Source organism: Paenibacillus sp. FSL W7-1279 (assembly GCF_037969845.1).
In the GTDB taxonomy this organism is placed as follows: Bacteria; Bacillota; Bacilli; order Paenibacillales; family Paenibacillaceae; genus Paenibacillus_AQ.
This window is the reverse complement of record NZ_CP150215.1, coordinates 6,639,040-6,654,118: the sequence shown is the minus strand read 5'-3', so window position 1 is coordinate 6,654,118 and position 15,079 is coordinate 6,639,040. Positions and strand designations below refer to the sequence as shown.

Below are 15,079 nucleotides of genomic sequence, written 5' to 3'. Positions count from 1 at the left end.
TTATCTCTCTTCTCTTGTTGGTTGTAATACGGAATCTGTGCTGGGCTGATCATTGTCTGAGAGCCTCGTATTATCGAGTGTATGCAGGTGGCTTGGACGGTGAGACATCCACCATAATGGCGCCCTCATAAGAGAATCTTTTAGCCCTTGCTTATTTCCTGGAACAAAAGGGGATAAGTAAGGAACTCCAAACGAATCAATGTTCAATACATGATTGACAATGAATAGCATGCCAATCACCATACCGTAAATGCCAAACATGCCTGCTAAGATAATCATTGGAAATCGCAGCATACGTACTGCGATCGCAGCATTATAGGCTGGAGTTGCGAATGATCCAATGGTGGTTAAAGCAACAACGACGACAGTAATGGGACTAACAAATCCCGCTGAAACAGCCGCATCTCCAATAACAAGAACACCCACAATCGAGAGGGCGCCTCCAATGAGTTGAGGGAGCCTTAATGTGGCTTCACGTAGGACCTCCATCGACACTTCCATAATCAAGATCTCAACGACGGCTGGATAAGGTACACCTGCACGTCCGCTTGCCACAGCGACGGCAAATTCAGTGGGAATCAATTCCGGGTTAAAGGAAATGATCGATACGTACAGCGCTGGAATAAACAGTGAAAATAGTAAGGCAACTAATCGAATCGTACGTATCAAGCTGCCTATAATAAAACGTTCTGTATAGTCATCTAGGGTTTGATAGAACTGATTAAATACCGCAGGAATGATCAAGGCAAAGGGGGACCCATCGACCAGAATAGCTACACGTCCTTCCAAAAGAGAAGCGGCTGTTTTATCCGGTCGCTCCGTATTTTGAACTTGTGGGAATGGGGAGTAGGGATAATCCTCGATGAATTGTTCAATGTAGCCCGCATCCAATATCCCATCCGTATTAATCTTAGATAGCCTTTTATTGGCTTCATCGATCAGTTCTGGATTTGTAATACCGTTTAAGTAACAAACAGCGACCTTTGACTTGGTTTTTTGGCCGATAGGTTTGATGGTAATTCGCAGGTCAGGCGTCTGCAATCTTGCACGAAGGAGGTTTAAGTTTGTTTCTAAAACTTCAATGTATCCCTCTCGAGAGCCACGAATGACCTGCTCCGTTTGAGGTTCCTGGATTCCTCTTTTCTGAATAGTGCGCGTATCTAACAGGATGGCTTCCGAGGAGCCTTCAACCACGAATAGGGTGTTTCCTTGAAAGAGGGATTCAAGAATTAAGCTCACTTCTGATATGTTTTTTCCCTTGCTTACATGTAAATATTCACACCAGATCATATCGATCAATTCCTGACAAGGAACATCCAAGTCTTTATCATGTGAGGGAGTCAGCATTAAAGGCTTCAGTATATCTCTATAAATGGAGGGTTCGTCAACCAGGGATGACAAGTATACAATAGCCCCGCGGTATTTCCCGAAGATAAGAAACTCTCGATTGATAACATCACCATTTTCCCCAATTCGGGCATGGATCTGTCTCAGGTTCTCATCTAACGCTGGACTTAACCGTTCGGAATGATGATTTGATAATTTCCCTTGAATGAATGGTGCCTCTTTTTTTCGAGGCATAGAAAAATGACGTCCTCTTTTAAACATAGCGTGAAACACTCCAAACACTGATTTATTTTTATAGTTCTTACCATGTGTAAAGATGTGGAGATTTATTCATCTACACGGTGTTGAAAACACACTATTAATGGATACCTAAAAAGTAAAAAATCAGACAGCCTTTGACGGTTGTCTGTTAGATATTCATATTAGACCTTTCACCGCAATTCTATAATCTCTTTTTAACCTTACCAAAGATTTTCGTCATCCCTATGTTCTCATTCATGATATAGAGTAACGAGCGGGAAACGAAAACCCAATGTATGAACTAGAAGTAACTCAATACAATAGATGAAAGACTTCTGGATAGAGACTCTCGTGAACCTCTATTTTCGGTAGGGATTTTTGGCTCCGAATGGCAATAAGAACTTCCAAGCACCTTCGAACTGAATCATTATTTACCTGAATCGCCGGCTTCATCTAACCACTTTCTTACATTATATAATCGCATGTTAAATGCTGTTTGAAATAATCCGGAATATCCATACTTTTCAAAGTGGGTCTTCTTTAGTTTTAAATGAGCTTCATCGTATGAGGAACAGCTAAGCTTATCAAAAATGAGACTGTTCATGGCCTTTTTAATGTTATGATCACTTCTCCAATAATTCATAGGGACATTATTAAATTCCCAAGGTTGAAATTGGTTTGGGTATACGGCATTAATGGCCTGATATGGAGAATCACCAAACAAAGAAAGAATACCAGTCAACCTATGTTGTTTAAAGAAGTGACAGTCTATGTGCTGTGGGATTTTGTTGTGTGGAATATTGCACTTATTTTCAATAACATATTTGATCGTTTCCACAGCACGTTCTAATCCTATGTGTCCCCTCCAATAACCATTCGATACCTGTTTAAATTGCCATGAGTGAAATTGCCCGGGATAGGCATGTTGAATTAGTTCCATAAAACTCCATCCATGCATGCTGGCTGGAGGCCGCAGGCGGTGGCTCCACAGGAGTCTAGCATTCACTTTATTAGGAATATCCTTAGTCGGTATGTTCAGATGCTTTTCTAATAAGTATTGAGTTAGACAGATAAGATGTGTCTTTCCTTGCTTCCCATCAAAAAAATAGTTAGGAAAACGTGCTCGCTTTCCTTCTAATACTTCCCGATATATCGTGATTATTTCTGACGACTCCATAATCCATTCCTCCTAGGGTGCTTTTTTGAACTAACTAAAGCCTAATTTCCCACTTACAACACCGAGAAATTGGGCTTTATATAATGGGATTTCCTTAGCTTTGCAGTCTAAGCGGAGTTCTGGTGCCATATTAATGATGCAGGTTATTTTGGTTTTACCTCGACGTTAGCAAGGCGATTTGTAACATATATCTGTACTAAATTGATAATTATCAGGACAAGCAGGGGAATATACCCAGTCTTTAGAAAAAATAACTCCGAAAGTAAAAAATCCAACCAAATGTTTCATGAATTTTAAATATATTCAGCAGTGTGAACAGCCTCCTTTGTTAAATACTTTTCCACCATATGACTCATTTATTCACACTTAAATTGTTTTTGGGGTCGTTATTTTTACCAAAATGAAATCATTTGTTTCTCTTTGTCCATTTAATAATTCAATAAAAAGAATCATTTGCTTTTAAATTCTGTAGGGTTCAGATTTAGCTTGCTTTTTGGGATGTTTCCACAAGAATGTGACATAGCAGAGCTTTATATTTCGAGAGGTTTTGACACGCTCGTTTAGATAATGTCAGCTAGGCAGGAACTATCCTAATAAATGTGTCATAAAGTATGCTTGGACAACGAAACCCTGTTCGACAGCCGGAAATTCAAAACGATGCGCTACATTCTATCCTGACTGTCATTATAATAAGAACCTATAAAAAAGGTCAGCCAGTAATATAAAATGTACCCCGTAGAGTAGACACCAAAGGTCTACTCTACGGGGTACTTTTCTATATACTTAAGGAAATAAAATTCGGGGAGAAAACCATGAGTATTAAGTTAATTTAGTCAACGTGATGTGAACAAGATAAAATCCAATCCGTATGTGAAAAGCGTAAGTCAAAAGAGTATTACGTACACAGATGAATTCAAACGCTTATTTATTGCAGAATATGAGTCAGGTCGACTACCCAGAGAAATCTTTGAGTCCTGCGGCTTTGACATTGAAATCCTCGGAATGGTTCGTGTAAATAAGGCTGCAAAACGTTGGAAGAGTGCATACACGACCAGTGGGTTAGATGGACTTACAGATACACGTAAGGGAAACTCAGGTAGACCTTTGGGTCGTGAGCTATCGATGGAGGAGAAGTATGAACGTTTGTTAGCTCAAAACAAACTATTACAAGCAGAAAACGAACTGTTATAAAAGCTCGAAATGGAAGAAAGGAGACTGATGAACAAGAAATTCAAATAGCTAATACAACAAAATTCACATTAATTCATTCCGTTATCCAAAAGTTTCACCTTATTCGTATGGTCAAGTACCTATGTCAGATCGCTGGTGTATCCAGATCAGGCTACTATAATCATTTTTCAATGCAGGCACAGCTATGTCGCAATCAGAGGGATCTACAGGATGAAAAGGCTAAGGAATGGGTCCTCAAAGCCTTTCGTTACCGCAATCGCAAAAAAGGAGCACGTCAGATTAAGATGACGTTAGCCCTTCAATTTGGTGTGAACTTTAACTTAAAACGGATCCGTAGAATAATGAAAAAATATAACATTGTTTGCCCCATCCGAAAAGCAAATCCTTATCGTCAAATGGCTAAGGCTACGCAGGAACATCGTGTATTAAAAAATGAATTAAACCGTAAATTCAAACAAGAAACTCCTGGGAAAGTACTACTTACTGATATTACCTATTTATTTTATGGACAAGGGAAGAAAGCATATCTCTCTACGATTCAAGATGCATCTACCAATGAAATTTTGGCTTATCAGGTGTCGGATAAGATTACGCTTGATATTGCACTAGAAACGGTTAAAAAGCTAAAAAATAACCGGTCAATAACACTTACATCAGATGCACTGATTCATTCTGATCAAGGATTCCACTACACAAATCCAATTATTAATTTTTTACATATTATAGTGGACAAAATAATAATAAACAAACCAACTTATATATTATAATAATTCGAGTGTAATCTATTGACTAGAGAATGAAAACAATACTTTGCGGTCTAGAGCAGCTACCCTGTCACTAAGCCTAAAAGTTTGTCTCTCAAGAAATTATATCGAAATATCTTGAACTTTCCCTAGAGGTAATTCAAGGGTTATGGTTTTAGCAACCGCTCTGTGTGTTAGCTATCGTTTCCGGAAGACGGCCGATTCATCTTGGTGGGTGTACCGGATTTCTGAATATAAAAAAGTCGGACTATGTGGGGTAAAGCGGTCATTTAGATAGCCGGTACGCAACGTAGCCAACCATAATTAAAATACCAAATTATATAGAAATATAGATTTATTAGGTAAATTCATCTATAATTCTAATAAAATTTGGTGTTAACTAGAAACGACATATTTCACAACGTCCAGTAAGCAAAATGAATTGAAGTCCTAAAAAGCTTGGATGATAACATAATGGGTTGCAAAGTTTTTGCTTGAAGGAGGAAGCTATATGAAAAGTACAGGAATTGTCCGGCAGGTGGATGAGCTTGGCCGGATTGTGATCCCCATCGAATTACGACGGGTTTTGGGGATGGATGTGGGAGAGCCGGTTGAGATTTTTATCGATGATCAGGCGAATCGATTGATGTTTCGTAAATATCAATCGGGATGTTTGTTTTGTGATTCGATGGAGTCGATAAGTTACTTCAAGGGGCGGCAAGTTTGTGGATCTTGTTTACGAGATATGGTGTCTCAACCTGACTTAGACTCAATGGCCATCCTTGAAAGCGCCGCCGCTTTGGAAAGCGATGATCAACCGGAACAGGGGAGTAGTATTGGAGGAAAAAAAGGGGACAATGCCTTGAGGCGGCTCGCCGAGGTGATGGAGACCTATCCCAACGCTACGCAAGGCGAATGGGCAAGAAAGCTTGGTTTTTCCCAAGGTTACGTGAGTCAGTTAATTCGGAAGTTAGATAAAAAAGCCTAACTCAGCAGAGTTAGGCTTTTTCTTTATTTTTAAAACAGTAAATTCTCGAAAAAATTCTGTTGCGGGCGCCCCCGGGTAGTTTTGTATTTCACGCTGCACCTTTGTAAGCATTTCCAGATTTTCAATCGCTTCTATTCTTTTAGCATTATAAAGCGATATCTTGGGATTGCTAGCATGAGTCCTAAATTTCACCCCTTATTTCTCCACTAATAACACCTTGTATCCTATCGATAATTCAGCATATCGGATAAATTTCTTCAACTCTTCCTAACCTTTAGTCTGGTTTAGGTGTTTATATATATAACCAACGGAATACTTAGGTTTTAAGTATTTTGTAGGTAACCACCCCTATTTTTAGGAATTTAATAACTATTTTTATATTAAATGGTGTTTATGGTAATAATTTGTGATGTAATGGTTTACAAGTTTATGAAGTTAATATAAGAATACGAGGTGGTAAAATGAAAAAAGCACTGTCGAAAGTCTTATTGCTTGCTTCATCTATTTCTCTATCCAGTATGTTATTTTTAGGTACTGCAGCTGATGCACTTTTCAGGGAGGAGTTCCCAACACTTCGTTCCGGTTCTTCTGGAGGGTATGTTAGAGCACTTCAAGCTAACTTGTGGTCATCTGGATATCAATCAACAGTAGGAACGATAGATGGCAGTTATGGTTCTGGCACTACAAATGCGGTGAAAGCTTTCCAATCAAGAGAAGGATTGACATCAGACGGGGTTGCTGGCTCAAGTACATGGTCAAGGATGGATACTTATGTGATGCCTACTGGGGGGTATGGAGAATACCGTTACCTTCATCCTGGTAGCACAACCTACCAAACTATATATTCATACTATGCGACTAACGTCGATGTAACTATGAATTATTATCTTCAGTACAGATCAAATGGAAATGTGGTAAGTTCTGGTTTGGTTTTCCAGAGATGGCTCTAATGTTATCTCGAATATACTCAATAAAATCAATAGGAGGATGAATACATGAAAAAGTCTATTCTAATTTCTTTAGGAATAGTGGCTGCTTTGGGAGCAAGCACTTCAATTTATGCTTATACCGCTGAACAACCGCTTGTAACAAATGTAAATGAAAGCAGCATATCTGAGTCTACACCGTCTGATTTGGAAGGTGTTGTTAATGAAAGCGATTTTACTGATAATCAACGTCCTGAACCGGTTACTGTAAATATTGATATTGAAAATGCTTCGACTGATAATATCCATATTCCGTTAGACTTGGCAGATCGAACAATGTCTCAAGCGAATATAAGTACTGCGTCTAACAATTCTATTGAGAAATTGGTATTGGCAAATGAAACTGATTGGGGAACAAATGTAGAAAAACAAGTAATCTATGCTCTTAAGAGCGGATCAGAAGTAACGTTTTTCCAAGTAGACCGTGACCCAAGGGTGTCTATTGACTATTTTAAAAATTTGAGCATATATGACTCTAGTGAAGTGTCCGTGATTGATATCAATGGATTCCAAGCAGTGACTACAGATGAAGGCCCAAGGAAAACGGTCCACATTGTTACAAATGATCATGTATTTACCGTGGGTACAGTTTATGAAGATGTGACTCTTGATTACCTGATTGAACTAGCGAAAGAAATTAAAGAGTAATCCAAAAGGCACACTCAAAGAAAGGAGCAACTAGGCATTTTGCGGAAGCTTTATCGATGGATTTGACGGAAGTTAAACAAGCGAAAACCCACCGCGTATGAACTGCACCCCAATTGTTAGACACATCTAACATTGGAGGTACAGTTCAATCCCGGTGGGTTTTTATTGTTACTCCTGAATTTGTTGGAGTACATTCATTACATCATCAAGGTCTCCAGTGGAGGTGGAGACATTAAACAGATGATCATTCAAGAATAAATGTGCGGCTTTTCTATGTTCGCCATCTACATAAACAACGGTATGGCCGTTGATTTCGGTAACTTCTGTCGGTTCTTTATAGAAGCCCTTTATAGTCTCGATGGTACTTCCCTCGACAGGTACCTGATTTACAATAATCTCAGCACCATTTTGCGATTGGTATCTTGCTATGAAATGAAACTCACCAGGAGCAACTTCATTAGCAGTGATAGGAGTGAGTTGTTTCAAATTAGGAACATCACTGCTTTGTGCAGCACTTATTCCTGCAGGAGCTGTGTCCTTGATTGATTCAGGAATACGCACTTCAACACCCTCTGGAAGCTGAGACAGATCAACTCTCTTGTCTTGAACTCCCGGATCAGGCGGGACTACTGTTTCTTGAGTGTTTGAGGCGGTAATTCCTTCACTTTGTTGTACTGTATTTTCTTCTGTAACCACTTCTGGAATCGTAGTATCCCCTTCGGCAGCATAGGACTGATACGCATATCCAGCACCTGTTAGAAGTAAAGCCCCTGTCGCACATGTAACAAGTATTTTTTTTATCTTCATTGTATAATGTACCTCCTTGTTAATTAATTGACATATCCGAATTTAACTCTCGCGTTATTAGACTTATACAGTACTTCGTATGATACTCTAGTTCCGTTTGCATCGTAGAAGGTCCAATAAGTCGAGCTTTGGGGGCTATCTAGGTACCAATGTTTATCGGTTGAATAGAATGAGTAGTAATCGAACCTATTCCATGTAGATGAACCAGCTACACCGTCAGCGGTAACACCCGCATATCTTTGAAAGTTCATAACCCCTGTTTTTGTTCCGGATCCAAAACTACCATCAATCGCTGTATATGGTTGTTGTCCGAACGCCCACAAGTTAGCCTGTAAACCTGAAACATAACCACCAGTTGAACCTTCTCTCAAAGTCGGCCACCAACTGAAGCCTGCTTGAGCAGCACTTGCTATACCACTAAACAAAAGTGAACCCATGAGCGAAACTGTTACTAGAGAAACCAACTTCTTCTTCTTCAACGAATACGGATTGGAGTATGGAGATATTATCGTAACTGGAAAAATGCAATTAGCTATGCCTCTTGTACGTTATAGAATTGGTGATGTAGGTCGCTTTTTAAAGGAAGAATGTTCTTGTGGCTCAAACGAACCTATCCTTGAAATTTTAGGTAGAACGGGTGAATCTGTAATCACACCTAAAGGCCCTGTAAATAGATCAGTTCTCTCACAAATTTGGCTTCTATTAAATCCTATAGCTGATATTATACAAATACAAGTTGAACAAAAAAACTACGAACTGTTCCATATAAAATATACCGGAAAAGGTATTATTGATAAAAATGTTAAGACAGAAATAGAAAAGGCATTAAAGAGGTTTTTGAAATGCGATATATTTGTGACAACAGAAAAAGTTGACATAATAATTCCAGATTCAAGTACAGGAAAGGTTAGATCCTTTATTCCATTGTCATAGTTTTTGAATCCAGCATATTTTATTATTTTTCATTGGAGATCATATTATGTATATGAGCACTAATACTATACAAAGTGTATTTACTGAAACAGCACGAAAATACCCAGATAATATCGCAGTAATATGGAACAACGAAAGTATCACATATGATTCATTGTTGGAAGAGGCTCTAAAGCTTTCAAATAAACTTGGAAACCCAACCAATATTTCTGTATGTCTTCATAACCCTATTTTTTACTATATTTCATATTTAGCGATCCTTTTTTCCGGAAGCGTTGTTGTTCCAGTATCAATAAAAAGCACAGTACAGGAACTTAAAAATCATATTCGAGAAACGAATTCAACTATTCTTATAACAGATAGAGAGGATGTTTTATTAGACCGCGAAGAATTCAATATAAAAATTCTAAACTATAGCGAAAAAGAAACCTTTATCAATAATGACAGGGATATAAGGTATTTAAAAGATGGAACAGCAGTTTTGATACCGACTTCAGGGACGTCAGGCAAATCCTCTAAGATTGTCCAATTATCTCATTCTGGCTTGTTATGGGTCGCAAAAAGGCATAATAACAGAGTTTTTAAAAATAGTATTCATAAGACACTAATTATCCTTCCACTAACATCAAGTTTCGTGAACACAACACAACTACTGGCACAATTAATTTTAGGTGGTACTTCAGTAGTTTATTCTAAACCCTTTTTTCCACGAGATATTTACAAATTAATAAAGGAGCATGGAATTTATTCACTGGGTTGTGTGCCTACACATTTGCATTTAATGAATCGTTACCCTCCAAAAGACCCAGACTTACTATCATCTTTAAAATTTATAATTAGCGCCGGTGATTATACTCCGGCGCAAGAACTAATTGAAGCTAGAAAGAAATTACCAAATACAAAAATAATAAAAGCCTATGGACTTACAGAGGCAGGGCCTAGAGTTTCTTGTACTGACCCCGATAGTGATATATATCCTAGCACTGATGATAAAACTGTCGGTAGACCTTTTGAGGGCATCCAACTTCGAATAATCACTGAGAATAATGAACTATGTAAAACAAATCAGATCGGCGAAATTCTAATTAATAGTCCTGGCAATATGATTGGTTATTATAATAATCCAGTAGCTTCGAGAGAAGTACTAAATAATAATTGGCTAAGAACAGGGGATTTAGGATACCTGAACGAAAAAGGGGAACTATGTATTATTGGAAGAAAAAAGAATGTCATTCTGGTTGGAGGAAATACAATATACCCTGAGGAGATCGAAGAATTTTTAGTTAAGCAAAAGGATATATTAGATGCTGCGGTTTATGGTAAAAAGGATCCTATTCTTGGTGAATTAATAATAGCTTTATTAGTAACAAATAATGCTGATGACAACTCTATTACTGAACTAAAGAAGATATGCCAACAAAATTTAAGCCCTTATAAGATTCCTCATTATTTTTATAATGTGAATAAAATACCTAGGAATGAGAATGGGAAAATTATACGCCAAAAATTATCGTATATTGAGTAAAAGGAGATTAGAAGAATGAAACAAATATTAGAAATGGGTGAACCATTAATTAAAAGTTATCCATTCCGTGCTAATATTACTTCTATACTTAACAATCATCCTCACTTTTATGATTGGCTATTTAATAATCATGTACAATTATTTTGTGGAATATATCCTGCAGTAACTAATTTTGATACTTACCTGGATACATATGAACCTTTAAGCCGAATACATTATCCTCTAGTCGAAGTACAATTTATAAAGAAGGATATTTTTAATAGTATTGAAATGGATGTCTGTGATTTTATAATTAATAGCATAAACTTAGGTTATTATGTATATTTAGGTGTTGACACCTTTTATTTGCCATTATATCGTAGTTCCAACCATATAGGTCATGATATTTTTGTATATGGTTACGATTCTAAGCATGAGCATTTTTATGTTGCTGATTTTTTCAATGGGACTTATAGTCGTGAAGTTGTAGAGTATAAATCGTTTAAAAAAGCTGTGGAAAGTGAGTATTCGGATACTAATGAATTTAAAGGTGTCCAATTGCTAAAAAGAATTGATGAAGGACACCAGTCGAAGTATCAATTAAATCTTGATTATGTAGTGACTCAACTAGAAGATTATATCAATGAGTTTAATACTTCGATGAGATATGCAGCATTAGAAGTACCGCTTTTAGACCCGGAAGGTAGGACTTCAGGAAATAGAACTTGGGGGGTAGGGGTTTATCGTAGTTTAGTAGAGGTATTTGATCAGGAAGAAATATCGCCAGTAACATTACGATCTCTTCATGCCTTGTATGAGCACAAAAAACTGATGACCATGCGTGTTAAATATTTAATGAAAAGTGGATATTTGGATGATGCTATACAGTTTGAAAGTACATTTTCTCATATTGAAAACGATGTATTGAAGTTAAGAAATTTTTTCATGAAATGTTTGATGAGTAAAAAGTATAACAGAGAGAAGACTCAAAAATGGTTACTCGATATACAAAAACAAGATGGCGATTCTATTAAACATCTTATTGAATTATTAAAGAGATAATTTGTAAGTAGTCGCATTATTGCGACTTGTCGAGGGACAAGAACATGATCCCATATAAAGTCGCTAATTTAGCGGCTTTTTTATTTTATCGGTACAAGTTCTTGTCCCGAGCCAAGGACAAGAAAATCCAGATACTGGTGCTCTCGGCCTCCAGCATTTCTTGGAGTGTTTCTGCAAACAGATCTTTCAAGGCGTTTTGTGCATCCTGCACGGTCACTAGATTATGATCTTTAATGAACACGTAGCTGCTGTTTATCCCAAAGTCCCATGTGTTCTCCCAACCTTTCTACTATGTTCCATTTTAATAGATTTAGGAGTTTTACACACCACAATATAATAGATCCTGTAACTTCGCCAATTGCAGCAGACGGCGTTCTTACCCGTAATAGTAACGGAAGGTTTACACTAGTTGGCCGTGAACTTACCTCCGGAAGATCAATTGAATACCTATACAAAGGCGATTCCGATGATATAGAAAGCTGGTATCCGTGCCGTATTGAATATTACAACGATGATTATCTGATTTGGAAACATCCGGAGATCCAACTCGTAGGTTTACTCGCCCTCTGTGAATTATCCTTTTAGCGCTTTGACAGCATCGAGCACCCACCATGCAATGCCCCGCTTAACAAACTCACTTTCATTCTGAAGCCCTGCCTCGATAATAAAATCATTAACCTTGTCCCGGACTTGGTACTGTACAAGTTCAAAAGCAACACCTTTGCTCTTGATGCCAAGTACTTTCGAACTCTCATCCAGCTTTACCCGATCTGCGATTGAAGTAAATAGCTCTGGAAAAATCATGATTAGCATGCGATGGACATAGAAAACAGGCTTATTTCCCCGTGAGAAATTAAAACGATCCAAATGCTCTATAAGTCCAACTTTCGAGATTTTAGCGGGCATCCTGTAATCCAGATCAGCATTTTTGCGGAGCATGAGCAACTGCTTCAACTTGTCTTGAGTAATTGGATCATTGACAAAGACAGTAAAATTAGCTTTGTTCATTTTAGCAACGCCTTCGGCCGAGACATCATTAGCGTTTTTATCGAGCCAGTAGGGTTCGAAAATCGAAATTGAAGAAGATTCATCCCAACTGTTAATTCTTTGCTGAATCTCGTTTAAAAACCGCGTGGCAGAAGGTTCGATATGTTCAAATTCAGCCTTAGATAAATCAGTCCTTAGTAATTCAAGAGCCTTTTTGAACAGTTTTGTGAGATCTACAGTTTTGGTCATATTTGCCCTCCACATCATTCCATTTTCATCTTCTATTTATATCATGCGAATAAGGAAAGTGATGGCCAATTATTAAAAGTGAAGTAGTTCATGTTCACTACTCCAACATTTTTTAAAGAGCTGTTCGTCTTAAAAGTACAGGCTTTTTCTTGTAGTATGAAGATTATGGTAACCATTCTGAGTCATAGGGGCATCTAAATGGATGAGAGATAGACACTAAGGGTACTCTTGAAATGATTTGGCAACGTATCATGGAGAACGAAGGAAGCGAGTTTCGGCAAATAAGAGGGAGGACTTATACCTATAAACTAGCCGGGTATAATCTGGTACCAAGTACCACAAATTATCTTATTTCCAAAACACAAATTGAAAAGACTTTGAAACGTATGCCAGTATCCGGACCAAGAGCGTTACAAGATCTGATGGGACCATCATATTTGTATGCAATTCTATCGGATCTTCGTATCAACGCTTAAGGTATTCTTGAAGAAGCAAATAGAAAGATATACACGCCAACTTTTGAACTTTGATGTTCGTAGCTTATACTATGTTCACTCCAAGGAAGACAGCATTACGATTTCTTTGCACCGTTTAATTTTGGATTAGAAGAAAACGCCATATCGTCCCTTTTCTTTGGCTAGAGGGTATCAGCTCCACATGCCCTCATCGTACGAGATGAAATACTCCTTAGCGATGCGGAACAATAAACGATCTCGATAAATTGATTCAGTTTGATTTGGGCAGGATTCAAGCCCCCCAAATACGCAAATGGCTTGTTTGATATTCAATATTTATAATCCAAAACGTGCTGTAATTTATGCATTTCTACCTTTGGAGAACACCGGTTTTGCGGAAGTACGCGCAAACGTCGAGTACGCCGTGAGAACTGAAGTCCGGTGAGCTGATCCATGAGCTGATACGGTAATCGCCGCTGTCGATGCCCGTTCGATCGTCGCAGATCCCGGCGTGATGCTCCAGGTTATGACCGCTGACTCAACGTACATCATCATGTGTACGATGAGCCCTCTCAAATGCAGAGCCCTCCGATGTTTCCACTTCCCGGCAATTAAGAGGTCGTAAAGTAAGCTCACCCTTCATCGATGGCATGCGTATAGACAATCCTGGTGTTTTGTGGAAGTTAATTATCGGTGATATTGGATAATATTAATAAGAATGGGGGGATATCAATGTGCGGAAGATTTACCCTAACTATTAACGAAAATGAAATCGTCGATCATTTTAAAGTGAGCAGGGTCGAGTATGAGTTAAAACCGCGTTACAACATAGCGCCTTCTCAAACGATCGCTGTCGTAAATGGAAGTAGCGGAAGAAGGGTATTGGAAGGATATAGATGGGGACTTGTTCCATTTTGGGCCAAAGATATTAAAATTGGTTATAAGATGATTAATGCCAAGGCTGAAACGATACAATCTAAGCCGGCCTTTCGACATCTTATTTCCACGAAACGTATTATTATCCCGAGTGACGGGTTTTATGAATGGAAAAGAGAAGGGAAGGACAAAAAGCAGCCGTATCGATTCCAGATCAAATCAAAGGGCGTGTATGGCTTTGCCGGTTTGTACGACGAATGGAAGGATCCGGACGGAGAGACACTGCGCAGTTGTACCATAATTACTACCAAACCAAATGATTTGGTGGCAAATGTGCATGATAGAATGCCGGTTATTTTGGATGATAAAAAAGCAGACATCTGGCTGGATCCGGATGTACAAGATAAAGAAAAGCTTCAGGAATTATTATCTCCTTTCCCTGCTGCCAACATGCTTTCCTATCCAGTTTCTGCTGCAGTAGGGAACGTTAAGAATACGGGTTCGGAATTAATAGATGAGATTCCGTTAAACTCAAAATAAGACCCACTTCCACGCTAAGGCGTGGGAGTAGAGTAGTCGTCTTCTATGTAGGAGATGATAAGATGAGATATAATGGAAGAAGCGAGCCGAGTTCATCGGCTGAGAATTCTACTGACTTCTTTCTGAAAAATCATGGAAGGGACTGTTTAAAACTTGGGATGGATTGCAAAACGATATGACAACATTTCAGATGTTAGCCAAGAAGCTAATAAAAAGGAAGTGCTACAGTTCAGTAATGCGGAGTTACTTCTACTAGAAGATGCATTGAACATCGCACAAAGAGAGTCCGGTCAGTACATTAGCATAGGAAAAACACTGTACAAAAACGTGCGCGGTCACTTAGATT

Annotated in this window: 13 protein-coding genes and 1 pseudogene; 8 read left to right on the top strand and 6 right to left on the bottom strand. The window is 38.3% G+C overall.

Annotated features, from left to right (window positions below; genetic code table 11):
• Both MKY82_RS30215 and MKY82_RS30210 read right to left on the bottom strand, forming a co-directional pair.
• A complete protein-coding gene (locus tag MKY82_RS30215) occupies nt 1-1,608 on the bottom strand; it encodes a spore germination protein (RefSeq protein ID WP_082834227.1) in 1,608 nt (535 codons plus the stop codon).
• Nucleotides 1,609-2,014: 406 nt separating this feature from the next.
• On the bottom strand, nt 2,015-2,764 hold the full coding sequence (locus MKY82_RS30210) for a DUF4046 domain-containing protein (protein WP_063477451.1): 750 nt from the start codon (nt 2,762-2,764) through the stop codon (nt 2,015-2,017).
• An 843-nt stretch (nt 2,765-3,607) separates the two neighbouring features.
• On the opposite strand from MKY82_RS30210, the pseudogene MKY82_RS30205 reads away from it, so the two are divergent.
• Both MKY82_RS30205 and MKY82_RS30200 read left to right on the top strand, forming a co-directional pair.
• Nucleotides 3,608-4,656: pseudogene (locus tag MKY82_RS30205) on the top strand (IS3 family transposase); the annotation flags it as partial.
• Between the two features lie 553 nt (nt 4,657-5,209).
• Nucleotides 5,210-5,686, top strand: a complete 477-nt coding sequence (locus MKY82_RS30200; protein ID WP_063477449.1) for an AbrB/MazE/SpoVT family DNA-binding domain-containing protein — start codon at nt 5,210-5,212, stop codon at nt 5,684-5,686.
• On the opposite strand, the gene MKY82_RS30195 is transcribed toward MKY82_RS30200, so the two are convergent.
• Nucleotides 5,669-5,878: a hypothetical protein gene (locus MKY82_RS30195; RefSeq protein ID WP_063477448.1), complete on the bottom strand. Its 210-nt coding sequence runs from the start codon at nt 5,876-5,878 to the stop codon at nt 5,669-5,671. The two genes, MKY82_RS30200 and MKY82_RS30195, sit on opposite strands and share 18 nt — an antisense overlap.
• 269 nt (nt 5,879-6,147) lie before the next feature.
• On the opposite strand from MKY82_RS30195, the gene MKY82_RS30190 reads away from it, so the two are divergent.
• Both MKY82_RS30190 and MKY82_RS30185 read left to right on the top strand, forming a co-directional pair.
• A complete protein-coding gene (locus MKY82_RS30190) occupies nt 6,148-6,636 on the top strand; it encodes a peptidoglycan-binding domain-containing protein (protein ID WP_074961862.1) in 489 nt (162 codons plus the stop codon).
• A gap of 45 nt (nt 6,637-6,681) precedes the next feature.
• The gene (locus MKY82_RS30185; protein ID WP_339220089.1) at nt 6,682-7,320 is read left to right on the top strand and encodes a hypothetical protein; all 639 of its coding nucleotides are present in this window, start codon (nt 6,682-6,684) and stop codon (nt 7,318-7,320) included.
• A gap of 168 nt (nt 7,321-7,488) precedes the next feature.
• On the opposite strand, the gene MKY82_RS30180 is transcribed toward MKY82_RS30185, so the two are convergent.
• On the bottom strand, nt 7,489-8,127 hold the full coding sequence (locus MKY82_RS30180) for a hypothetical protein (RefSeq protein WP_063477446.1): 639 nt from the start codon (nt 8,125-8,127) through the stop codon (nt 7,489-7,491).
• Between the two features lie 435 nt (nt 8,128-8,562).
• Between MKY82_RS30180 and MKY82_RS30175 the strand changes: the two genes are divergently transcribed.
• From MKY82_RS30175 to MKY82_RS30165, 3 genes are read left to right on the top strand one after another with little or no spacing between them, the layout of a single operon-like run.
• Entirely contained in the window at nt 8,563-9,060 is a 498-nt protein-coding gene (locus MKY82_RS30175; protein ID WP_063477444.1) for a hypothetical protein, read from the top strand.
• A gap of 46 nt (nt 9,061-9,106) precedes the next feature.
• The gene (locus MKY82_RS30170; RefSeq protein WP_339220087.1) at nt 9,107-10,585 is read left to right on the top strand and encodes a class I adenylate-forming enzyme family protein; all 1,479 of its coding nucleotides are present in this window, start codon (nt 9,107-9,109) and stop codon (nt 10,583-10,585) included.
• Nucleotides 10,586-10,600: 15 nt separating this feature from the next.
• Entirely contained in the window at nt 10,601-11,626 is a 1,026-nt protein-coding gene (locus tag MKY82_RS30165) for a hypothetical protein (protein ID WP_063477442.1), read from the top strand.
• Nucleotides 11,627-12,199: 573 nt separating this feature from the next.
• Here MKY82_RS30165 and MKY82_RS30160 read toward each other — a convergent pair.
• A complete protein-coding gene (locus MKY82_RS30160) occupies nt 12,200-12,862 on the bottom strand; it encodes a hypothetical protein (protein ID WP_071220746.1) in 663 nt (220 codons plus the stop codon).
• 815 nt (nt 12,863-13,677) lie between these two features.
• On the bottom strand, nt 13,678-13,893 hold the full coding sequence (locus MKY82_RS30155; protein ID WP_162487585.1) for a hypothetical protein: 216 nt from the start codon (nt 13,891-13,893) through the stop codon (nt 13,678-13,680).
• A gap of 156 nt (nt 13,894-14,049) precedes the next feature.
• Here MKY82_RS30155 and MKY82_RS30150 point away from each other — a divergent pair, with 156 nt between their 5' ends.
• The gene (locus MKY82_RS30150) at nt 14,050-14,733 is read left to right on the top strand and encodes an SOS response-associated peptidase (protein ID WP_063477437.1); all 684 of its coding nucleotides are present in this window, start codon (nt 14,050-14,052) and stop codon (nt 14,731-14,733) included.
• Nucleotides 14,734-15,079: the final 346 nt, after the last annotated feature.

Coding starts and splice junctions, on each gene's coding strand:
- MKY82_RS30215 (WP_082834227.1), bottom strand. CDS start 1,608: ATGTTTAAAAGAGGACGTCATTTTTCTATGCCTCGAAAAAAAGAGGCA.
- MKY82_RS30210 (WP_063477451.1), bottom strand. CDS start 2,764: ATGGAGTCGTCAGAAATAATCACGATATATCGGGAAGTATTAGAAGGA.
- MKY82_RS30200 (WP_063477449.1), top strand. CDS start 5,210: ATGAAAAGTACAGGAATTGTCCGGCAGGTGGATGAGCTTGGCCGGATT.
- MKY82_RS30190 (WP_074961862.1), top strand. CDS start 6,148: ATGAAAAAAGCACTGTCGAAAGTCTTATTGCTTGCTTCATCTATTTCT.
- MKY82_RS30185 (WP_339220089.1), top strand. CDS start 6,682: ATGAAAAAGTCTATTCTAATTTCTTTAGGAATAGTGGCTGCTTTGGGA.
- MKY82_RS30180 (WP_063477446.1), bottom strand. CDS start 8,127: ATGAAGATAAAAAAAATACTTGTTACATGTGCGACAGGGGCTTTACTT.
- MKY82_RS30175 (WP_063477444.1), top strand. CDS start 8,563: ATGAGCGAAACTGTTACTAGAGAAACCAACTTCTTCTTCTTCAACGAA.
- MKY82_RS30170 (WP_339220087.1), top strand. CDS start 9,107: ATGTATATGAGCACTAATACTATACAAAGTGTATTTACTGAAACAGCA.
- MKY82_RS30165 (WP_063477442.1), top strand. CDS start 10,601: ATGAAACAAATATTAGAAATGGGTGAACCATTAATTAAAAGTTATCCA.
- MKY82_RS30160 (WP_071220746.1), bottom strand. CDS start 12,862: ATGACCAAAACTGTAGATCTCACAAAACTGTTCAAAAAGGCTCTTGAA.
- MKY82_RS30150 (WP_063477437.1), top strand. CDS start 14,050: ATGTGCGGAAGATTTACCCTAACTATTAACGAAAATGAAATCGTCGAT.